The sequence below is a fragment of the Micromonospora sp. NPDC049366 genome (genome assembly GCF_044466625.1).
Lineage (GTDB): Bacteria > Actinomycetota > Actinomycetes > Mycobacteriales > Micromonosporaceae > Micromonospora.
The window spans coordinates 78,582-99,223 of sequence record NZ_JBITMV010000018.1; the positions used below are offsets into that span (position 1 = coordinate 78,582).

Below are 20,642 nucleotides of genomic sequence, written 5' to 3' on the forward strand. Positions count from 1 at the left end.
TCCACCCGGCCGGACAGAGCGGCCTGACACCCACGGTCAGGCCGGGGTGGGCCGGCGACCTGGCCGACGCAGCGGGTCGGCCGGCCCACCCCACCGTCCGGACACGAGACTGCTGCGAAAAAGCCCGGAAAAAGAGGCCGTCACGGGATCACGCGCGAGACCACGACGGAGTAACGTACGTCACCGGAGAGGCCGCTCCCCCCGTGGCGGCCTCTCCTTTACTGTCTGCGCCGTTCCCCGTCTCGGCGGTCATGGCCGCTCGGCTGTCTCGATCTCCAGGAGCGCGACGGCGCACAGACGCGGTCACCGCGCGTGGGACGCCGGTCGCCTTTCGCCAGTGCCCCTGCGATCGCCCTGCCGAGCTCTACGATCGCAGGTGTGACCACCATTCGTGTTGTTATCGTTACGCTGAGTGCTGTTCTGCTGGCGCCGGGGGTAGCGGTCGTGCCGCCTGCACGGGCCCTCGCGGCGCCCGACGTGGCGTGCCCGAGGGCGGAGCCCCCCGAACCACCACCGCCCACCCCGTCGCCGCCACCGGTCGCGTCCGCTGACAGAAAAGTCGGAGGGGACGCGCTGGCAACCGCGGGACTGGCCATTCCGGCGGGCGCACCGATGGCACCCGCGGTGACGGCGACCTCCTGGCTGGTGGCCGATCTCAACAGCGGGAAGGTTCTGGGTGGCTGCGGTCCCCACGAGCGTCGCACACCGGCCAGTGTGCAGAAGTTGTTGCTGGCCGCGGCCCTGATGCCTCGCCTCGACCCGGCCCACGTCGTCGAGGTGAAGCGGCAGGACCTGGCCGATCTCGATCCGGCCAGTTCGCTGATGGGCCTCGTTGCCGGTGGCCGGTATTCGATCGAGACCCTGTGGCTGGGGCTTCTTCTCAGATCGGGCAACGACGCGGCGAACGTGCTGGCCCGGGTCGGCGGCGGCAACGCAGGTCGGCAGGGCGGCGTCGACGAGATGAACGACGAAGCGCGCCGGCTGCAGGCGAACCAGACCCACGCCGTAACACCCTCAGGACTGGACGGCCCCGGCCAGTTCACCAGCGCCTACGATCTCGCGCTGATCGCGCGGGCGACCTTCGCGAGAGAGGACTTTCGGCGGTACATGCAAACGCGGGTGGCGACGGTACCGGCACAGCCGGGGAAGCCAGCCTTCGAGATCACCAATGACAACACACTGCTGGACCGCTACCCCGGGATGCTGGGCGGGAAGACCGGCTTCACGTCGCTGGCTCGGCAGACATACGTCGGCGTGGCCGAACGCAACGGTCGACGGCTCGCCGTGACCCTTCTCGGCGCGGAATCGGCGCCGTTGGGAAGCTTGGGCGAGGCGATAGCCCTGCTCGACTGGGGCTTCGCTCTACCGCCCGACGCATCCGTTGGCCGGCTGGTCACCAGAGGGGAGAAGAAGTCCTCGTCAGTGATGATGATGACCGGACTCGGAGTCGGGACGGCTCTCGTGCTGACGCTGCTGACCTTCGCGACTCCGTGGCGGCAACGGGTAAGCCGGCGCCGGATGGCCGGCCGAGATTGATCGGCTGCCGTTCGAGGGCTTCCGACGATCATCTCCACCTGATCATCAGGAGTCCGACGCCATCGGGTGCCGCAGACCCGGATGCCCGGGCGGCAACGACCGGCGCACCACCACCCAGCTGATCGCGAGCGCGGCGGCCACCAGCGGCCAGGTCAGCGCCACCCGGGCCACCACCAGCGCGACCACCTGACCGCTGAGGTAGAGCGGCACGAACACCGCCACCCGCAGCACGTACGTCGCGGTCCACACCCAACTGCCCCGCGCGTACGCGCGCAGCAGCGCCGGGTCCCGCCGCCACCGCCCGCGCTGCCCGAGCGCGGTGCCGACGACCACCCCGAGCAGCGGCCAGCGCAGCACGATGCTCACCGTCCAGGCCAGCGCGCTGGCGGCGTTGGACAGCAGTTGGAGCAGGAAGAAGTCCTCGGCCCGGCCGGTGCGCAGCGCGACGAGCGCGGCCACGCAGACCGCCAGCAGCCCCACCAGCACCGAGCGGGGGCGGTCGCCGCGGCGCAGCCGCCAGCCGGCGACCGCGGTGCCGGTGACCACGGCGGCGACGACCCCGGCCCAGAGCGACTCACCGCCGAGCAGCCAGCCGGCGGCGAACGCGACCGGCGGCAGGGTGGCGTCCACCGCGCCCCGCCGGCCGCCGAGCAGATCCGCCAGCGACTCCGGTCGGTCGGACGCGGAACCGGGCTGGTCGGCGGGCGGCGGGGTAGGTGATTCCTGCTCGGGTCGGCCGCTCACCGTCACCTCCTCACATCGATCTCCAACCTAGTCCGCGGACACCGGCGGGCCACTCGCCGACCCGTCCGTCCGGCTCGCTACCGTGTCCGCGTGCGCGAGACGGCGAGGGGTTGGACGGCGGTCTGGTTGGTCGTGCTGGTCCTCGCCCAGGCGGCCGCCTTCCTGCTGATCTGGCGGGTCGCCGTGCACACCGGGCTCGGCCAGTGGGTCGACACCGTCGCGTTGACCGGCAACCGGATCGGTCAGGATCGCATCGACGAGCCCGTCGACCGGGTCCTCAATGCCATGTCGGTGGTCTCCCTGCTGGTGGCGACCGCGGTGATCGGGTTCATCGCGCTGATGCGTGGGCGCATCGCGTTGGCGATCACCGCGACCCTGCTGATCGCCGGCGCCAACGTCACCACCCAACTGCTCAAGCACGGCCTGACCCGCCCGGACCTCGGCATCGACCTGGAACGGGTCTACGCCGGCAACAGCCTGCCCAGCGGGCACACCACGGTGGCGGGCTCGGTGGCCGTCGCGCTGGTGCTCGTCCTGCCGGCCAAGGTCCGCGTGGTCGGGGCGTTCGTCGGCGCCGGTTAGGCGGCGGTCGCCGGGGTGGCGACGCTGTCGGCCGGGTGGCACCGACCCAGCGACGCGGTGGCCGCCTTCCTGGTGGTGGGCATCTGGGCGGCGCTGGCCGGGCTGGTGCTGCTGGTCACTCAGCGGGAACGGGCCAAGATCTCCAGCGCCGACGCGCACCGGGTGGCCGCGGCCGTGCTCGGCGTCGCCGGGGTGCTCGCGCTGGGCGTCTGCGCGCTGGCCCTGAACTGGCTGGTGGACCTGCGCGGCACCGACCCGCAGGAGCTGGGCCGGCGGGCCCTGTTCGCCGGCTACGCGGGCAGCGCCGCCGGCATCGCCGGCACCATGGCCGTCGTGATGGCGCTGGTCCTGGCCGTCGTGCACCGGCTGGTGCCGCGACACCAGGGCTGACCCCACCCGGCGATAGTCTGGCGATCATGGGGGACTGGGAGCTGCGGCCGGCGTCGGCGGCGGACGTCGAGGCGGTGGCCGAGCTGCGGGCCGTGGTGCTGCGGGCGGATCTGGAGCGGCTCGGGCGCTACCGGAATGCGGGCCAGTGCTCCGGCCTTCAGGCCGGGGGTGAAGGCCCGCGCTGAGAGGGCCGCCAAGGCCCGAGCAGTGCCTTAAGTCGGGCGGTTCTGCTGCTCGATGTACTGCTTCAAGACGCTCAGCGGCGCCCCGCCGACGGAGCCCGCGAAGTACGAGCCCGACCACAGCTTGTTGGCCCGGTAGTAGTGCCGCGCGAGGTCGGGGAACTCCTGCCGCAGGCGTCGCGAGGACACGCCCTTGAGGGAGTTGACCAGCCGGGCCACGGCCACCTTGGGCGGGTAGGTCACGAGCAGGTGGACGTGGTTGTTCTCACCGTTGAACTCGACCAGTTCCGCCTCGAAGTCGGCGCACACGTCTCGCATGACCTGTTCCATGCGGGTCAGGTGCCGGTCGGCGAACACCTTGTGCCGGAACTTCGTCACGAAAACCAAGTGAACGTGCATCGCGAAAACACAGTGCCTACCAGTGCGGATGCCCTCAAGTTCTGCCATAGACCAACATGGTACAGTGCTTCTCGTGCAGCTCCGGTACCAGTTCCGCGTGTACCCCACGCCCGGCCAGCAGATCGAGCTGGCCAGGGCGTTCGGGTGTGCGCGGGTGGTGTTCAACGACGGGCTGCGCCTGCGGCAGCAGGCCCGCGAGCAGGGCTTGCCGTACGTGTCGGACGCCGAGCTGTCGAAGCGGATCATCACGCAGGCCAAGGGCACGCCGGAACGGGCGTGGCTGGGCGAGGTGTCCAGCGTGGTGTTGCAGCAGGCCCTCGCGGACCTGAACGCCGCCTACCGCAACTTCTTCGCCTCGATCACGGGCAAGCGCAAGGGACGCACGGTCGCCCCGCCCCGGTTCCGGTCGCGCAAGGACAACCGGCAGGCCATCCGCTTCACGAAGAACTCCCGGTTCCGCGTGCTGGACAACGGCCGTCTGCGGCTGCCGAAGATCGGCGACCTCGCGGTCCGCTGGTCGCGGACCCTGCCGTCCGACCCGTCCAGCGTGGCGATCATCCGGGACGCGGCAGGCCGGTACTTCGCCTCGTTCGTCGTCCAGACCGCCGACGAGGCATTGCCGCCGGTCGAGTCCGAGATCGGTATCGACCTGGGCCTGACCCACTTCGCCGTCATGTCCGACGGCACGAAGGTGGCCGCGCCGAAGTTCCTGCGCCGCGCGGCCCGCAAGCTCAAGCGGCTGCAACAGGACCTCTCGCGCAAGCAGAAGGGCTCGGCCAACCGCAAGAAGGCCGTCGTGAAGGTCGCACGGGCGCATGCCCGGGTGGCCGACACCCGGCGGGACTGGCAGCACAAACTGTCCACGAAGGTAGTTCGCGAGAACCAAGCGGTCTATGTCGAGGACCTGTGCGTGACCGGTCTCGGCCGGACCCGGCTCGCGAAGTCCGTGCACGATGCGGGCTGGGCCAGCTTCACCACCATGCTGGAGTACAAAGCCGTCCGGTACGGGCGCACCTTCGGCCGGGTGGACCGGTTCTTCCCGTCCACCCGCACGTGCTCGCAGTGTGGCCGGATCAACGACAAGATGGCGCTGAACGTCCGGACGTGGGACTGTCCCTGCGGGGCAGCCCACGATCGGGACGTGAACGCGGCCATCAACGTCAGGGCCGCTGGGCAGGCGGACCTCAACGCCCGTGGAGCGCACGTAAGACCGGGACTTGTCCCGGCGGCGCGCAACGAAGCGGGAACCCACCCGGACGCCGCGTGTTCCACGCGCAGCGTGGAGGGAATCTCCGCCCTTTAGGGCGGAGAGGATGTCAAGACGCGCATCGGGTGCGGCAGCGGCTGCGCGACGGGTTCACGCCTGAGCACACCTGGCTGATCGAGGTGGGTGGCGTGTTCGCCGGCTGCGTGGCGCTGCGCCCGGGCGGGGACGCCCACTGGCTGGAGCACTTCTACCTGGCCCCGCACGCGCAGGGCAACGGCATCGGCACGGCCGTGCTGCGCCGGCTGTTGGAGCGGTGTGACCGCGAGGGCTTTCGGGTCCGCCTGAACGTGCTGCGGGGCAGCGCGGCCCGACGGCTGTACGAGCGGTACGGGTTCACCGTCGAGAGCGAGGATCCGGTGGACGTGTTCATGGTGCGCGAGCCGGTCCCGATCGCGCACCACGACTGATCAGCTGGTGCCGCCGCCCCCGACGTCGGTGGCCGCCGTCGACAGCGGCAGCTCGCGGCCCGGCCAGCGGGAGCGCAGCCAACGGTCGTGGCTGGCGATCACGATCGCGCCGGGCCCGGCGCCCAGTGCCTCTTCCAGTTCGTCGCAGAGTCGCGGCGAGAGGTGGTTGGTCGGCTCGTCGAGCAGCAGCAGGTCGGGTGGGTCGGCCACCAGCAGCGCCAGGGCGAGCCGGCGCCGCTGGCCGACCGAGAGGTGGCCGACCGGCCGGTCCAGGTCCGCGGGGCCGAGCAGCCCGAGGGAGACCAGCGGTACGGACGCGGCGCGCACGGCGCCGAGGGTCGCCTCGTAGGTCTCCCGGGCGGTGCGCTCCGACCGGTCGAAGACGGTGTCCTGGGCGAGCAGGCCGACCCGCAGCCCGCGTCGCCGCCGCAGCTCACCGGTCGCGTCCAGCCGGCCGGCGAGCACCGCGAGCAGCGTCGACTTCCCCGCCCCGTTCGGGCCGGTGATCAGCAGCCGGTCGGTGGCCGAGACGTCCAGCCGGTCGAGCGCGAGCCGGCCGGGCACGCGGACGTCCCGCAGGGACACCAGGATCCCGTCGGTGGCGGTGTGGGCGAGCGTGGCGGCCCGCAACCGCAGCGGCTCCGGTGGCTGGTCGACCTGCTGGCGTTCCAGCTCGTCGAGGCGGCGGGCGGCGTGGCGTACCCGCCGGGAGATCTGGTTCTGCACCCGTCCGGCGGTGTGCCCGTACCCCATCTTCTCGTTGTCGCGGCGGGCGCGCCCCGGCGCGACCTCGTGCGCGGTCACCTCGACGGCGCGGCGCAGCTCGGCGATCTCCTCCTGCTCCTCGACGAAGCGGCGCTGCCAGCGTTCCCGCTCCGCCCGCTTGGCGGCCTGGTAGTCGCGGTAGGTGCCGCCGTAGCGGGTCGGGCCGCCCACCGCCGGGTCGAGGTCGATCAGGTCGGTGCAGACCGCGTCGAGGAACGCCCGGTCGTGGCTGGCCACCACCACCGTCCCGGGCAGGGCACGCAGCTGCTCTTCGAGGAAGGCCGCGGCGTCGTCGTCGAGGTGGTTGGTGGGCTCGTCGAGCAGCAGCGCCGCGGGCCGCCGCACCAGGAGGGCGGCCAACGCGACCCGCCCGCGTTGCCCGCCGGAGAGGGAGGCGAGCGTGCGGTCGTGGGCGAGGGCGGCGAGGCCGAGACCGGCGAGGGTCAGCTCGGCGCGCCGGTCGGCGTCCCAGGCGTCGCTGGCCTGCGCGCGGTCGAGCCGATCGCCGTACGCGGCGAGCAGGTCGGCGTACTGCGGCGCGTCCTGCGGGGTGTCGGCGAGCGCGGCGCTGAGCCGGTCCAGCTCGGCGAGGTCGGCGCGGGCCTCGCGCAGCGCGTCGTCGAGCACTGTGGTGATCGTGGTGGCCGGCTCGAACGGCATCTCCTGGTGCAGGAAACCCAGGTCCGGTGGGCGCACGACGGTGCCGGCGTCGGGTTCGTCCGCCCCGGCGAGCAACCGCAGCAGAGTGGACTTGCCGGTACCGTTCTCGCCGATCAGACCGATGCGCTGGCCGGGCGCGGCGGTGAGGCAGACGCCGTCGAGCACCCTGCGGCTGCCGTGGGTACGGACGAGGTCGTGGGCGAGCAGGGCGAAGGTGGACATGCGACACACACCATCGGAATCGTCGTCGTCCCCGCGGGCGCACAGCGGCCTACGGGGTGTGGGGGAGCGGGCGGCGCTCACGGGCGCGGGTGGGACTCCACGTCGGACGGCGGCTCACCCGCCGGACCGACAGCCGCCCCCGGGCATCCGGGGGCGGCCGGGGTGGGTCAGTCGACGTCCGGTGGGCCGGTCTCCCGCAGGCGCCCGTCGGTGAGCCGCAGCCACCGGTTGACCTTGATCTCGGTGAGGAACCGCTCGTCGTGGCTGACCACCAGCAGCGCTCCCTCGTACGCGTTGAGCGCGCTCTCGAGTTGGCCGACGCTGACCAGGTCGAGGTTGTTGGTCGGCTCGTCCAGCAGAAGGAGCTGCGGCGCGGGCTCGGCGCCCAGGACGCAGGCCAGGGTGGCGCGCAGTCGTTCGCCACCGGAGAGCACCCCGACCGGCAAGTGGGCTCGGGAGCCGCGGAACAGGAAGCGGGCGAGCAGGTTCATCCGCTGCGCGTCCGGGGCCTGCGGTGCGAACGCGGCCAGGTTCTCCGCCACGGTGCGGTCCAGGTCCAACAGGTCCAGCCGCTGCGACAGGTACGCGATGCGCCCGTCGGCCCGCTTGATCTGGCCACCCTCGGGTTCCAGGTCCCCGTTGATCAGACGCAGCAGGGTGGACTTGCCGGCGCCGTTGGGGCCGAGCAGGGCGATCCGCTCCGGTCCCCGGACCGTCAGGTCGACCCCGTCGGCGGCGAACAGGGACCGCTCGCCGTACCGGACCTGCATCCGTTCGGCGGCGAGGAGGGTGCGTCCGGCGGGCACGTTCGTGGCGGGCAGCTCCAGGGAGATCTTCTGCTCGTTGCGCAGGGCCCGCCCCGCCTCGTCGAGCCGGGCCTTGGCGTCGTTGACCCGCGAGGCGTGCATCTCGTTGGCCCGGCCCGCGGACTCCTGGGCGTCGCGCTTCATCGTGCCGGCGAAGATCTTCGGCAGGCCGGCGTTCTTCAGGTTGCGGGAGGCGTTGCTGGCCCGCCGCGCCGCCCGCTCGCGGGCCTCCTGCAGCTCCCGCTTTTCCCGCTTCAGCTCCTGCTCGGCGTTGCGGACGTTCTTCTCCGCCACCTCCTGTGCGGCCTGCACCGCCGCCTCGTAGTCGGTGTAGTTCCCGCCGTAGAAGCGCACGTCGCCGCGGTCGAGTTCGGCGATGCGGTCCATCCGGTCCAGCAGCGCCCGGTCGTGGCTGACCAGCAGCAGGCAGCCGTTCCACTGCTCCAGCACGTCATAGAGCTGGTGCCGGGCCTCGAGGTCGAGGTTGTTGGTCGGCTCGTCGAGCAGCAGCACGTCGGGCTGCTTCAGCAGCTGCGCCGCCAGGCCGAGGGAGATGACCTGCCCGCCGCTGAGGGTGTCCAGGCGCCGGTCGAAGGCGAGGTCGCCGAGGCCGAGCCGGTCCAGCTGGGCGCGGGTGCGCTCCTCGATGTCCCAGTCGTTGCCGATCGTGGTGAAGTGTTCCTCGCTGGCGTCTCCGGCCTCGATGGCGTGCAGTGCCGCGATCAGCGGGGCGACCTCCAGCACCTCGGCCACGGTCGGGTCGCCGACCAGCGGCAGGCTCTGCGGGAGGTAGCCGAGTGTCCCTTCGACGGTGACGGACCCGGCGGTGGGCCGGAACTCGCCGGCGATCAGCTTGAGCAGGGTGCTCTTACCGGCGCCGTTCGGCGCGACCAGCCCGGTGCGGCCCCCGCCGATGGTGAAGGACAGGTTCTGGAAGACCGGGGTGTCATCCGGCCAGGAGAAGCTCAGGTTCGAGCAGACGATGAAAGAATCGGACATGGGAAACGACCTCGGGATATGAGGGCAGGCGGAGCCCATCCGCCCGCAGGGGACATGGTCTCGGGAAACGACGAAAAGACCACGGCAACGCGCTCACGGGCGCGGCCGGTGGCCGATCACATGTCCGGTCTCACCCGGAGATGTCGTCGTCACCCACCATGTCTCGTCTCCCTGCTCGTTTCGTCATCCATGTCGGACGACTCGCGAACTACCGTAGCACCGGCGGTTGGTGGTCCGCCTGCGACGCCACCGGCGTCGCAGGCGCCTCTCACCGGGCGTACCGGGCGACCATGTTGCCGCTGGCGAACTCGTGCCCCTTGACCGCGCGGCGTACGTCGGCCGCCTGCGGCGCGTCCGGCAGTTCCAATGGCCGGTCAAGGGCGTAGAGGCGGAAGAAGTACCGGTGCGGGTCGTCCCCGCGCGGCGGCTGCGGGCCGCCCCAGCCCCGCTCACCGAAGCTGTTGGGCCACTCCCGGGCGCCGTCGGGCGCCGCCCCCTCACCGATGCCGCCCGCCTCCGGCTGGATGCCGCTGACCAGCCAGTGCAGGAACGCCTCCCGTCCGGCGTCCGGATCCTCGACCATCAGCAGCAGCTCACTGGCCTCGTCCGGCACCTCCCCCCACTCCAGCGGCGGCGAGATGTTGCCCCCGTCGCGGGAGAAGCGGTCCGGCAGCATGTCGTGGTCGTTGAACGCGACGCTGCGCAGCATGATCCCGGCCATCTGCGACACCCCCCTCAGTCGAGCCGGGTCGCGCGTACCCGGCGGGCGTGCGCCGAAACGGGTCGGCCCGACCTCACCGGTGGGCCGCCGCGTCCCCGGCCAGCGCCCGTGAGGCCAGTTCGGCCAGCACGAGGGCGCCGTCGGCGAGCACCGCGTCGTCGAAGACGGCCCGCGGGCTGTGGTTGATCGGCGCGGTCGTCGGGTCGTCGGCGGCCGACGCCCCGAGGATCAGGTAGCAGCCGGGCACCTCGTCGAGCACCCGGGAGAAGTCCTCGGAGGCTGTCAAGGGAAACGGCATGGGCGTGAACCGGTCGGCGCCGAGGACGTCGGACACGACGCGGCCGGCGAACTCGTACTGCTGCGCGTCGTTGACCGTCACCGGGTACTTCTGCACGTACTCGACCTCGGCCGTCAGCCCGTACGCCTGCGCGATATGCGCGCACAACCGCCCGGCCTCGGTGCGGATGGCCGCCTGGTTCGCCGCCGAGAAGGTGCGGACCGTCGCGGCGAAGTGGGCCGTGTCCGGGATGGTGTTGACGCTGTCTCCGGCATGGAACGAGCCGACCGTGACGACCACCGGGTCGAACACGTTGAAGCGGCGGGTGACCAGGGTCTGCAGGGCGGTCACCAGCTCCGCCGCCGCGGTGACCGGGTCCCGTCCCTGGTGGGGCATGGAGGCGTGCGCGCCGACCCCGTGCACGGTCACGCGCAACTCGTCGACGGCCGCCATCACGGTGCCGGGTCGGCTGGTGACCTGTCCTCGCGGGCTGCCGTAGGAGCTGACGTGCAGCGCGTACGCCGAGCAGACCCGCTGTCCGGCGGCGTCCAGGACGCCTTCCTCGATCATCCGTCCGGCGCCGTTCCAGCCCTCCTCGCCCGGCTCGAACATGAAGACCACGTCGCCGCGCAGCGCGTCGCGGTGGCTGCCGAGCAGCCGTGCCGCGCCGACCAGGATGGCCGTGTGCAGGTCGTGGCCGCAGGCGTGCATGACACCGTCGACCTGGCTGGCGTAGTCCAGGCCGGTCGCCTCGGTGATGGGCAGCGCGTCCATGTCCGCCCGCAGCAGCACCGCCGGTCCTGGCTGCCCGCCTTGCAGCACCGCGGTCACCGAGCTGAGGCCTCTGCCTCGGGTGATCTCCAGGTCGAGTCCGTCGAGCGCGTCCAGCACGAGCTGCTGGGTGCGGGGCAGCTCAAGGCCGATCTCGGGGTGTCGGTGCAGGTCGCGGCGCAGTCGCACCAGGTCGCCCTGCAGCGCCGGGGCCGCGTCGCGCAGCCGATCCGTCAGTGACATGCGAAAACTCCAGGGTTGATGGGCGGGCGTCCCCGTCGGGGTCTCGCGAGGAAGGCGTAACTCCGGCCCGTACATCCTGTACGTTGCGCCGGTCACAGTCGCGCTCGTCGCGACGCGGGGTGGATCTCGGCAGGGCGTCTCGGTGATCCGCCTAGGCTCAGCACGTGATCGGACGCCGTCGTGAAGTCGCCGCCATCGAACGGCTGCTGGACCGGGCGTCCGCCGGGGTGGGTGGCTCTCTGGTCATCGTGGGGCCTCCCGGTTCCGGGAGGAGCGCCCTCGCCGACGCGGCGGCGGGCAGCGCCCGCCGGCGCGGCCTGCCGGTGACCCGCACGACCACCGGCGCCGGTACGGGTGCCCGCCTGGTCGTGCTCGACGACCTGGAGCCGACCGCGACGGCGGCGGACCTTGATCGGTTGGTCTCCAGCGGCGCCGCGGTGGTGGCGACCACCACCGAGCCCAGCGGCCCGGGCCCGCACCTGCATCTCGCGCCGCTGACCGAGGTCGACCTCGGCGCCCTGCTGCCCGGGCTGACGGCGGGTGCCGTACACGGCGTGTGGCTGCTCACCGCCGGCTGGCCCGGCCCGGCCCTGGACCTCGCGGCGACCCTGCCGAATGGTGCCGGCGAGGACGCCGTGCTGGAGATCGCCCTCAGCACGCATTCGCGCGGGGAGTTCCTCGTCCTCGACATGGCGGTGATCCGGCTGCTGGAGGAGGCCGCGTCCCGTGACCTGCCGCCACGGGTGCGGGCCCGCGCGCTGGTGCGGCTGGCCCGGGAACTGCTGGGTGACCCGTCGGCGGCGAGCCGGCGGCGGGACCTGGTCGACGAGGCGGTCCGGATCGCCCGGGACACCGGGGATCCGACGACGACGGCTGAGGTCCTGGACGGGCGGTTGCACGCGCTGTGGGATCCGGCCGCGGCCGACGAACGGCTCTCCACCGCGTCGCAGATCGTCGACCTGGCCCGCAGGGCGGGCAACGCGGTGCTCGAGCGGCGGGGCCTGTTCTGGCGTTTCATCGCGCTCGCCGAACGCGGGGACCTCGACGCCGCTGAGGCCGCCCTGGCGGCGTACGCCCGGGCGGGGGAGCGCGACGGCGACCCGGAGGCCGCGGTCGTCGCGCTGTCGCGGCACGCGGTGCTGGCGCTGGCGCGCGGGCGTTTCGCGACGGCGGACGCGCTGATCGCCGAGGTGTCGCAGGTGGGACGGCGGGTCGGCCTCGCCGACGCCGACCGGCTGACCGCGACGCTGGCCGGCCGGCTCGCCACGCTGCGCGGTGACGCCGCGAGTCAGGTCGAACCGTTGCGGGAGCTGTCCCGCAAGCTGCCCGGGCACTTCTTCGAGGTGACCGCGGCCCGGGCCCTGGCCGAGTCGGGACGCGTCGCCGAGGCGCTGCTGGACGTGGAGCGGCTGCTGCCCTCGCTGCTGGCCGGGACCGGGCCCCGGTGGGTCGGCGCGGTCGCCGATCTGGCCCTGGTCGCCTCGTACGGGGCGTCCCCGGCGGCGTCCCGCGCCCTCTACGACGCGCTGCTGCCCTATGCGGGGCGGCTGGTCGTCTGGGGCGGGGCGAACACCATCACCGGGCCGGTGGACGACTACCTGGGCCGGCTCGCCGCGCACCTCGGCCGGCGTGACGAGGCGGCCGCCCACTTCGACCGGGCGGTCGCCCAGGAGGAGCGTCTCGGGGCGCTGCCCTGGCTGGCGTCCACCCTCGCCGCTCGCGGTCGCTCCGGCGATGTGGCGCGGGCGCACGCGATCGCCGACGGGCTGGGCCTGCCGGCGCCCGACGGCGTTGCGGTAACGCCCGAGGCCCCCGGCCCGCCGACCGTGGAGCACACCGGTGGTGACGTCTGGCGGTTGTGGCGCGACGGCGACGACTGGGTGCTCGAAGCGGGCTCCGAGCGGGCCCGGCTGCGGGACATGAGGGGCCTGCATCACCTGCGGATCCTGCTGGCGAACCCGGGTCGGGAGATCACCGCACTGGATCTCGTGGCCGGCGGCGCGGGCCTCGTGACGTCTCCGCCGGAGCCCGTTCTCGACGCCACGGCCCGCCTCGCCTACCGCAGGCGTCTCGATGAGCTGGCGCAGCAGTTGGACGCCGCCGACCGGGCCGGCGACGTGCGGTACGCCGCCAGGCTCACGGCCGAGCGCAATGCCCTCCTCGCCGAGCTGCGGCGCGCCGCTGGTCTCGGTGGCCGCCCTCGTCGGCAGGGCGCGGAGGCGGAACGGGCGCGGGTCAACGCGACGCGGGCCCTCCGGACGCTGCTCGCGCGGGTGGAGCCGTACGCTCCCATCGCCGCCGCGCACCTGCGGGCGTCCCTGCGCACCGGGACCCACTTCCGCTACCAGCCGGCGGCCGGAGGACCGGCGTCCTGGCAGGTGTGACGGCGACCACGAACCGGCTGTTCCGTCCCGGGTTACGCCTACCGGGGTATGACGTCTCCACTGCTGCTCCTGCACGGGCTCACCTACAACCGGCGGCACTGGGCGCCGCTGCGCCGCGAACTCGCGGCGATCGACCCCCATCGCGAGACGCTCGCGCTGGACCTGCCCGGCCACGGCTATGCCCCGTCCCGGGCGTCGTACCGCATGGCCGAGGTCGCCGAGGTCATCCACGGCCAGCTCACCGCCGCCGGCCTGAACGAGCCGCCCACCGTGGTGGGTCACTCCGTGGGCGGGGTGATCGCGACGGTCTACGCCGCCCGCTACCCGACCCGCGCGGTGGTCAATCTGGACCAGCCCCTCCTGCCCGGCCCGTTCGGCGAGATCGTGCGGGCGGCCGAGCCCGAGCTTCGGGGCCCGGCGTGGCGCGGGGTGTGGGATCGGATGGTCGCCGGGATGGGGGTGGCGTCGCTGCCGCCCGAGGCGCGGCGGCTCGCCGAAACCGCCACCGATCCGCGACCCGATCTGCTGCTGGGCTACTGGGACGAGATCCTGCACCGCACGGATGAACAGATCCGCGCCCAGCGCGAGGCGGACCTGCGGGCCATCGGCGAGCGGGGGGTCGCCTACCACTGGGTGACCGCCGGCGAGCCGCCCGAGCGCTACCGGCAGTGGCTGACCGGAGCCCTGCCCACGACCGTCATCACGGTGCTGCCCGGCGGTCACTTCCCCCACCTGCAGCACCCCGCCGCCCTCGCGCGGCTGCTGTCGGCCACGGGCTGATCCCGCCCGACCCCGGCGGGCCGACGCAGGACCGGGCCGACGCAGGACCGGGCCGACGTGAGACAGTGCGGCGGCAGGCGGGATCGGGGGAGGGACCGGTGGACACGGTACGGGCGGCGTTCCGGGACGAGTGCGCGGCGCTGGGCGGCGCCCTGGGCGACGTCACCGAGGCGGATCTTGACCGGCCGACCGGCTGCCCGCCGTGGTCCGTCCGCGAACTGCTCGCGCACGTGCGCACCGGCGTCGGCCGGCTGGCCGACATGCTCGCCGCGCCCGCCCCGGCGACGGCCGACGTCGACGCGGCCGGCTACTTCGGGGCGGCGAAATTCGCGCCCGACGTCGACGCCGCCCGCATCGACAGCGGCCGGCGGGAGGCCCGGGAACTCGACGGGCCAGCGCTGGTCGCCGACGTCGGCCGGGCCTGGCGCGCCGCCGACGACGCGATCGCCGCCGCGCCACCCGGCCGGCTGGTGCGCACCCGCCACGGCGACGCGATGCGGCTGGGCGAGTTCCTGCGTACGCGGGTGGTCGAGGTCGGTGTGCACGGCCTGGACCTCGCCGCGGCGCTGGACCGGCGGCCGTGGCTGACGCCGACCGCGGCCGGGGTGATCGCCGACCTGCTGACCGGCGGGCGGCCGGTGCCCGCGCAGTTGGGCTGGGATCCGGCGACGCTGATCGCCAAGACCACCGGGCGGGCGGCTCTGACGGGGTCCGAGCGGGCGGTGGTCGACGCGGCCGGCTTCCGCTGGCTGTCGTTCGGCGGTTGATGCCCCACCTCAAGCGTGGGACACGCCCAGGCGTCGACGCCCCTGATGGTACAAATCACCATAAGAAGGGCGGGTCGAGTTGGTGGCGATCTCTCCAGCGGCGATCCTCCTGCCGCCGATCGGGGTCGCCATGCTGCCCGTGATTGTCCTGACCGGGATCATCCTGAACGACAGCGTGCGCGTCCGCAGGCACCCGTCCCTGATGCCGTCGCCGCCTCCCTGACTCACTCCGACCGACCACGCTCGTCGGCAGCGACTCGGTCCATCGGGTGTCGCCGGGCTCCGGGACCTGCTCAGCTGTCGGCGCCGGCCGCCGGAACGTCCACCGGGTCGCTGCCCGCGCGGGGCGCCGGCACGCGCGGGGCGCAGCGGCGCAGGTGTTCCAGCACCACCGGGTCGATCCGGCCCGGCACCAGCCGCTCCTCCAGGTTCTCCACGCCCGCCCAGGAGGCCAGCGCCTCGTCCGGGCCGGCCGCGTTCACCGGGTGACCGACGGCGGCCAGCAGGGCACCCACCTCGGCGGCGACCGCACCGGTGAGGTCGAGCAGGGTGGCCGGGTCGGGGCGGCCGAACAGCATCGTGTGCACGGCGAGCAGCCGGTCCAGCTCGGCGACCGGGTCGGCGTGGTCGTCGACGCGCAGGTCGACCACGACGTCGCTGCCGCCGCCGTAGCCGCCGCCGCGCTCCACCACCAGCAGCGCGGCGCTCTGCCGACCGCGCCGGTCCCCACCGGCCTCGTCGCCGGCGCGCAGCGCGGCGAGCAGCCGCTGCGCGAACGGCAGCGTCGCGTTGCCCAGCCACGCGTCGCGCAGCGCGTCGATCACCTGCGGGCCGGCGAGGATGTTGCCCTGCGCCGCCCAGCCGTCCCCGGCCTGGCCGCCGGCCCAGTCGTGGCAGCGCTCACCGGTGAACGTCGCGCCGGGGCCGGTCGCGGCGACCACCCCGAGCTGCCGGTGGGCCCGCTCGCCGTCGGCGGCGACCAGCCCGGCCACGACGTCGGAGGCGGCGACCCCGGTGCGCAGCAGGGTCAGACCCTGCGGACGGTAGGCGAGGTTCGCGCTGGCCTGCGTGGCCAGCGCCCCGACCTGCGCCTCGGCGGCGGGGACGAGCGCGCCGACGGCGAGGAACTTGCTGGCCACGGCGACGCCGTGCAGCCGGCCGTCGTCCGAGCGCGCCACGATCGAGAAGGTCACCGGCAGAGAGTAGCGGCGGACGGCCCGGTCGGCCCACCCCCGGGCAGGTCGGACGGCGCGCGGGCGGTGACCGGCAACCGCGCCGGCGGTGTTACCTGCCCGCAATCACCGCTGCGTAGAGTTCGACCATGGCGGATCTGTTCGAGGAGTACCGCCTCGGTCCCGGCTGGGACGAGATGTTCAGCGACCCCGGGGTGCCCCGGGACGTCTACGCCGCGCTCTACGCCACCCTGCAACCGCTCTCCAGCGGCGACCTGGGGATCCGGGCGGACGTGCTGGCCCGCGCCTTTCTCGACCAGGGGATCACGTTCGCGCTCAAGGGCGTGGAGCGTCCGTTTCCGCTCGACATCGTGCCGCGCATCATCGCCGCCGCCGAGTGGGAGGCCGTCGAGCGGGGCGTCGCGCAACGCGTACGGGCGTTGGAGGCGTTCCTGGCCGACGTGTACGGCGCCGGGCACGTGCTGGCCGACGGGGTGGTGCCGCGCCGGCTGATCGCCACCAGCGCCCACTTCCTGCGCGCGGCGGCCGGCGTAACACCACCCAACGGGGTACGCATCCACGTCGCCGGTGTCGATCTGATCCGGGATGAGCAGGGCACGTTCCGGGTGCTCGAGGACAACGTGCGGATCCCGTCCGGCGTCAGCTACGTGATGGAGAACCGGCGGGCGATGGCGCAGGTGCTGCCCGAGGTGTTCGCGGCGGTCCGGGTGCTGCCCGTCGAGTCGTACCCGGCGATGCTGCTGCGCGCCCTGCGTGCCGCCGCGCCCGTCGGCGTGGGTGACCCGACGGTGGTGGTGCTCAGCCCCGGGGTCTACAACTCGGCGTACTTCGAGCACGCGCTGATCGCCCGGGAGATGGGCGTGGAGCTGGTCGAGGGCGGGGACCTGGTGTGCGTGGGCAACGAGGTGTCGATGCGGACCACCGCCGGTGAGCAGCGCGTCGATGTGATCTACCGGCGTATCGACGACGACTTCCTCGACCCGGTGCATTTCCGCGCCGACTCGATGATCGGGGTGGCGGGGCTGCTCAACGCGGCCCGCGCCGGTGGGGTGACCATCGCCAACGCGGTCGGCAACGGCATCGCCGATGACAAGCTCGTCTACACGTACGTGCCCGACCTGATCCGCTACTACCTGGGTGAGGAGCCGCTGCTGCCGAACGTCGAGACGTACCGGCTCGACGATCCGGACGTGCGGCGGGAGGTGCTGGGGCGCCTGGACGAGCTGGTGCTCAAGCCGGTCGACGGCTCCGGTGGGGCGGGCATCGTCATCGGCTCCCAGGCCGGCGAGGAGGAGCTGGCCGCCGTCGGGGAGCGGATCGTGGCGAACCCGCGCGGCTGGATCGCGCAGCGTGAGGTGAAGTTGTCGATGATGCCGGCGCTGATCGGTGACCGGCTGCGTAGCCGGCACATCGACCTGCGCCCGTTCGCGGTCAACGACGGGGAGTCGATCCGGGTGCTGCCGGGCGGGTTGACCCGGGTGGCGCTGCCGGAGGGCGCGCTCGTCGTCAACTCCAGCCAGGGTGGCGGCTCGAAGGACACCTGGGTGCTGGCCGGTGACGCGCACCCGGTGCCGCTGCACCTGCCGCGCTCCGGCGGCTGGTCGGCGCCGGTGCCCACCGCCGTGCACCCCGATCCCGGTCCCGGCGGCGCCTCGGCCGCCGAACAGCAGCAACAGCAGCAGCAGGGGAGGGCGGCGTGCTGAGCCGGATCGCGGAGTCGCTCTACTGGATCGGCCGCTACGTCGAGCGGGCCGAGGACACCGCGCGGATCCTCGACGTGCACGTGCAGCGGGTGCTGGCCGACCCGTGGACGGAGGAGGACGCGGCCTGTCGGGCGCTGCTCGCGGTCATGGGCATCACCCCGGTGGAGGGGCCGTTCACGTCGACGCGGGTCATCACCCTGCTGGGCTTGGACGACGGCAACCCGACGTCGGTGGCGGGTGCGTTGGCCGCCGCACGGGGCAACGCCCGCGGCGCGCGGGAGACGGTGCCGTCGGAGATGTGGGAGTGCCTCAACACCACCTGGCACGGCCTGGCCGCCTCCCGCCGCCGCGTGGAGCAGGAGGGGGTGCACGCGTTCTTCCGGTGGATCCGGGAGCGCTGCACGCTGCTGGCGGGGCTGGCCGACGCGACGATGAGCCACGACGAGGGCTGGCTGTTCCTGGTGCTGGGCCGCAGCCTGGAGCGGGTGGACATGACGGCGCGGCTGCTGCGCGCGCACGAGCTGGCCGGGGACAGCGTCCCGTCGTGGCTGACCCTGCTGCGCTCCTGCGGCGCGTACGAGACGTTCCTGCGCGCCTACCGCGGGTCGTTGGACGACCGGCACGCCGCCGAGTTCCTGCTGTTGGATCGGCTGTTCCCGCGGTCGGTGTTCGCGGCGCTGTCGACGGCCGAGCGGTGCCTCGGTGAGTTGGAGCCCGGTCCGGGTCGGGCCGGGGTCACCACGGAGGCGCAGCGCATCGTCGGGCGGGCCCGCACCGGGTTGGAGTTCCGTGGCGCGGAGGACCTCATCGGTGACCTGCCGGCGGTGCTGGTGGGCTTGGGCCGCACCTGCTCGCAGGTCAACGACGCGGTGTCGCGGCGCTACTTCCGCCATCCGGCGGCGGTGTCGTGGGTGCTTCCCGGGGCGATGGCATGAGTGTGGACAGTTGGCGGCTGATGGTGCGCCACCAGACCGGCTACTCCTACGACGGGCCGGTGGCCTCGTCGTACAACGAGGCACGGATGTGGCCGCGCGACGAGGCCCGGCAGGCGGTGCTGGACGCGCGGATCGAGGTGTCGCCGTCGGCGCGCACCTACCGCTACCGGGACTACTGGGACACCCTGGTCACCGCGTTCGACGTGCACACCCCGCACGAGGCCCTCACCGTCACGGTCACCTCCCTGGTCGAGACCCTGCCGCCCGGTGACCTGATCGGCCCCGGCGAGGGCGTCGGCTGGGACGAGCTGGCCGCGCCGGAAACCGTCGACCGCTGGTACGAGCTGCTGCAACCCACCGGGCGCACCACCCTGGACACTGAACTCGCCGGCATCGCCGCCGACCTGCGGGCCGCCCACCCCGAGCCGCACGCGGCCGCGTTGGCGGTCTGCGACCTGGTCCGCGCCGAGGTGCGTTACGAGCCCGGCGCCACCGGGGTGCAGAGCGACGCCCTGCACGCGTGGGCGCAGCGCAAGGGTGTGTGTCAGGACCTCAGCCACCTCACCGTGGGGCTGCTGCGTCAGATGGGCCTGCCCGCCCGGTACGTCTCCGGCTACCTGCACCCCCGGCCGGACGCGCAGGTCGGGGAGGCCGTGGCCGGGCAGAGCCACGCGTGGGTGGAGTGGTGGGCCGGGCGGTGGACAGCGTACGACCCGACCAACGGTGTGACCGTCGGCCGCCAGCACGTGGTCGTCGGGCGGGGCCGCGAGTACGCCGACGTGCCGCCGCTCAAGGGCCTTTACGCCGGCCCGCCCAGCACCGGGCAGAGCGTCGAGGTGACCATCACCCGGCTGCGCTGAACGTCGGCGACGGATCTTGCCCCCGGGCGACGTTACCGGGCAGTATCGACGGGTGACGACGCGATGGGGCATGACGGTGCCGCTGGGCGGCATCCCACTGCACGACCACGCCGCGGTCTACGCGACCCTGTCCGGCTGCGGGTTCACCGACGTCTGGTCCTCCGAGGTCGCCGGCACCGACGCGTTCACCCCGCTGGCCCTGGCCGCCGCCTGGCAGCCCGGGTTGCGCCTGGGCACCGCCGTGGCGCCGGTGTTCACCCGGGGGCCCGGCCTGCTGGCGATGAGCGCCGCCGCGCTGGCCGAGACCGCGCCGGGCCGCTTCGCGCTCGGCATCGGCGCGTCCTCGCCGGTCGTCGTCGGGGACTGGAACGCGGTGCCGTTCACCGACCCGTTCGGCCGGACCCGCGATGTGCTGCGGTTCCTGCGCGCCGCGCTCGCGGGTGAGACCGTCGACGCCGCGTACGACACGTTCACCGTGCGGCGGTTCACCCTGGAGCGTCCGCCCGCCGTGCCGCCGCCGATCATGCTGGCCGCGCTGCGCCCCGGCATGCTGCGCCTGGCCGGCGCGGAGGCCGACGGGGTGCTGCTCAACTGGCTGGCCGCGACCGACGTGCCCCGCGCGCTGGGCGAGCTGGGGCAGCGGCGGCCCGGCTTCGAGGTGACCGCCCGCATCTTCGTCTGCCCCACCGAGGACGCCGGCTACGCGCGGACGCTGGGCCGCCGCATGATCACCAGCTATCTGACCGTCCCGGCGTACGCGGCGTTCCACCGCTGGCTCGGCCGCGACGAGACGCTCGGGCCGATGTGGACGGCGTGGGCGGCCGGCGACCGACGCGGCGCCCTCGCCGCGGTGCCCGACGACGTCGTCGACGCGCTGATCCTGCACGGCTCACCGGAGCGCTGCCGCCAGCAGGTGCGCCGCTACGTCGACGCCGGCGTCGACGTGCCGGTGCTGGCGCTGCTGCCCACCCCGGAGGTCAGCGCCGGCGGGACGGCCGCCGTCATCGACCTCATCGCCCGGCTGGGCCCGGCGGGGGAGCGGAGCTGAC

Annotated in this window: 18 protein-coding genes and 1 pseudogene; 12 read left to right on the plus strand and 7 right to left on the minus strand. The window is 73.4% G+C overall.

From position 1 onward, the window contains the following. Positions 1-378 precede the first annotated feature (378 nt). A complete protein-coding gene (locus ACIBTV_RS24315; RefSeq protein WP_396708375.1) occupies positions 379-1,536 on the plus strand; it encodes a D-alanyl-D-alanine carboxypeptidase family protein in 1,158 nt (385 codons plus the stop codon). Between the two features lie 45 nt (positions 1,537-1,581). Here ACIBTV_RS24315 and ACIBTV_RS24320 read toward each other — a convergent pair whose 3' ends face one another. Next, positions 1,582-2,280 (minus strand): DUF3159 domain-containing protein, encoded by a 699-nt coding sequence (locus ACIBTV_RS24320; protein WP_396708376.1) that lies wholly within the window; start codon positions 2,278-2,280, stop codon positions 1,582-1,584. A 90-nt stretch (positions 2,281-2,370) separates the two neighbouring features. On the opposite strand from ACIBTV_RS24320, the pseudogene ACIBTV_RS24325 reads away from it, so the two are divergent. Together ACIBTV_RS24325 and ACIBTV_RS24330 are read left to right on the plus strand one after the other, a co-directional pair. Next, positions 2,371-3,252, plus strand: a pseudogene (locus tag ACIBTV_RS24325) (phosphatase PAP2 family protein). Between the two features lie 26 nt (positions 3,253-3,278). Next, the gene (locus ACIBTV_RS24330; RefSeq protein ID WP_396708378.1) at positions 3,279-3,437 is read left to right on the plus strand and encodes a hypothetical protein; all 159 of its coding nucleotides are present in this window, start codon (positions 3,279-3,281) and stop codon (positions 3,435-3,437) included. Between the two features lie 27 nt (positions 3,438-3,464). Here ACIBTV_RS24330 and tnpA read toward each other — a convergent pair whose 3' ends face one another. Beyond that, a complete protein-coding gene (tnpA, locus tag ACIBTV_RS24335) occupies positions 3,465-3,881 on the minus strand; it encodes an IS200/IS605 family transposase (protein WP_396708380.1) in 417 nt (138 codons plus the stop codon). Positions 3,882-3,906: 25 nt separating this feature from the next. On the opposite strand from tnpA, the gene ACIBTV_RS24340 reads away from it, so the two are divergent. Both ACIBTV_RS24340 and ACIBTV_RS24345 read left to right on the plus strand, forming a co-directional pair. Beyond that, positions 3,907-5,136, plus strand: a complete 1,230-nt coding sequence (locus ACIBTV_RS24340) for an RNA-guided endonuclease InsQ/TnpB family protein (RefSeq protein WP_396708382.1) — start codon at positions 3,907-3,909, stop codon at positions 5,134-5,136. Positions 5,137-5,165: 29 nt separating this feature from the next. Beyond that, positions 5,166-5,507 carry a GNAT family N-acetyltransferase gene (locus ACIBTV_RS24345; protein ID WP_396708383.1) on the plus strand — a complete coding sequence of 114 codons (342 nt, stop codon included), beginning with the start codon at positions 5,166-5,168 and terminating at the stop codon, positions 5,505-5,507. Here the strand turns inward: ACIBTV_RS24345 and ACIBTV_RS24350 are convergent, their stop codons facing one another. The 4 genes from ACIBTV_RS24350 to ACIBTV_RS24365 all read right to left on the minus strand — a co-directional run bounded on the left by ACIBTV_RS24350 (position 5,508) and on the right by ACIBTV_RS24365 (position 10,971). Further along, on the minus strand, positions 5,508-7,154 hold the full coding sequence (locus tag ACIBTV_RS24350; protein ID WP_396708385.1) for an ABC-F family ATP-binding cassette domain-containing protein: 1,647 nt from the start codon (positions 7,152-7,154) through the stop codon (positions 5,508-5,510). It lies immediately after the preceding gene. A gap of 167 nt (positions 7,155-7,321) precedes the next feature. After that, the gene (gene abc-f, locus ACIBTV_RS24355; RefSeq protein ID WP_396708387.1) at positions 7,322-8,959 is read right to left on the minus strand and encodes a ribosomal protection-like ABC-F family protein; all 1,638 of its coding nucleotides are present in this window, start codon (positions 8,957-8,959) and stop codon (positions 7,322-7,324) included. Between the two features lie 268 nt (positions 8,960-9,227). Continuing rightward, a complete protein-coding gene (locus ACIBTV_RS24360) occupies positions 9,228-9,680 on the minus strand; it encodes a YbhB/YbcL family Raf kinase inhibitor-like protein (RefSeq protein WP_396708389.1) in 453 nt (150 codons plus the stop codon). Positions 9,681-9,753: 73 nt separating this feature from the next. Beyond that, complete coding sequence (locus ACIBTV_RS24365; RefSeq protein WP_396708391.1) at positions 9,754-10,971, minus strand: M20 family metallopeptidase; 1,218 nt, start codon at positions 10,969-10,971, stop codon at positions 9,754-9,756. A 164-nt stretch (positions 10,972-11,135) separates the two neighbouring features. Between ACIBTV_RS24365 and ACIBTV_RS24370 the strand changes: the two genes are divergently transcribed. The 3 genes from ACIBTV_RS24370 (at position 11,136) to ACIBTV_RS24380 (ending at position 14,902) form a co-directional block, all read left to right on the plus strand. Next, positions 11,136-13,355 carry an AAA family ATPase gene (locus ACIBTV_RS24370; RefSeq protein ID WP_396708393.1) on the plus strand — a complete coding sequence of 740 codons (2,220 nt, stop codon included), beginning with the start codon at positions 11,136-11,138 and terminating at the stop codon, positions 13,353-13,355. Between the two features lie 48 nt (positions 13,356-13,403). Continuing rightward, positions 13,404-14,135: an alpha/beta fold hydrolase gene (locus ACIBTV_RS24375; RefSeq protein WP_396708395.1), complete on the plus strand. Its 732-nt coding sequence runs from the start codon at positions 13,404-13,406 to the stop codon at positions 14,133-14,135. 65 nt (positions 14,136-14,200) lie between these two features. Beyond that, positions 14,201-14,902: a maleylpyruvate isomerase N-terminal domain-containing protein gene (locus ACIBTV_RS24380; RefSeq protein WP_396708397.1), complete on the plus strand. Its 702-nt coding sequence runs from the start codon at positions 14,201-14,203 to the stop codon at positions 14,900-14,902. A gap of 293 nt (positions 14,903-15,195) precedes the next feature. Here the strand turns inward: ACIBTV_RS24380 and ACIBTV_RS24385 are convergent, their stop codons facing one another. Next, on the minus strand, positions 15,196-16,095 hold the full coding sequence (locus ACIBTV_RS24385) for a DUF1028 domain-containing protein (protein WP_396708399.1): 900 nt from the start codon (positions 16,093-16,095) through the stop codon (positions 15,196-15,198). 128 nt (positions 16,096-16,223) lie between these two features. On the opposite strand from ACIBTV_RS24385, the gene ACIBTV_RS24390 reads away from it, so the two are divergent. The 4 genes from ACIBTV_RS24390 to ACIBTV_RS24405 all read left to right on the plus strand — a co-directional run bounded on the left by ACIBTV_RS24390 (position 16,224) and on the right by ACIBTV_RS24405 (position 20,641). Beyond that, positions 16,224-17,798: a circularly permuted type 2 ATP-grasp protein gene (locus ACIBTV_RS24390; protein WP_396708401.1), complete on the plus strand. Its 1,575-nt coding sequence runs from the start codon at positions 16,224-16,226 to the stop codon at positions 17,796-17,798. Next, on the plus strand, positions 17,792-18,733 hold the full coding sequence (locus ACIBTV_RS24395) for an alpha-E domain-containing protein (protein WP_396708403.1): 942 nt from the start codon (positions 17,792-17,794) through the stop codon (positions 18,731-18,733). Before ACIBTV_RS24390 ends, ACIBTV_RS24395 begins: the two co-directional genes overlap by 7 nt. Continuing rightward, positions 18,730-19,593 (plus strand): transglutaminase N-terminal domain-containing protein, encoded by an 864-nt coding sequence (locus tag ACIBTV_RS24400; protein WP_396708405.1) that lies wholly within the window; start codon positions 18,730-18,732, stop codon positions 19,591-19,593. The genes ACIBTV_RS24395 and ACIBTV_RS24400 overlap by 4 nt, the downstream gene beginning before the upstream one ends. Before the next feature lie 70 nt (positions 19,594-19,663). Continuing rightward, a complete protein-coding gene (locus ACIBTV_RS24405) occupies positions 19,664-20,641 on the plus strand; it encodes an LLM class F420-dependent oxidoreductase (protein WP_396708488.1) in 978 nt (325 codons plus the stop codon). Position 20,642: the final 1 nt, after the last annotated feature.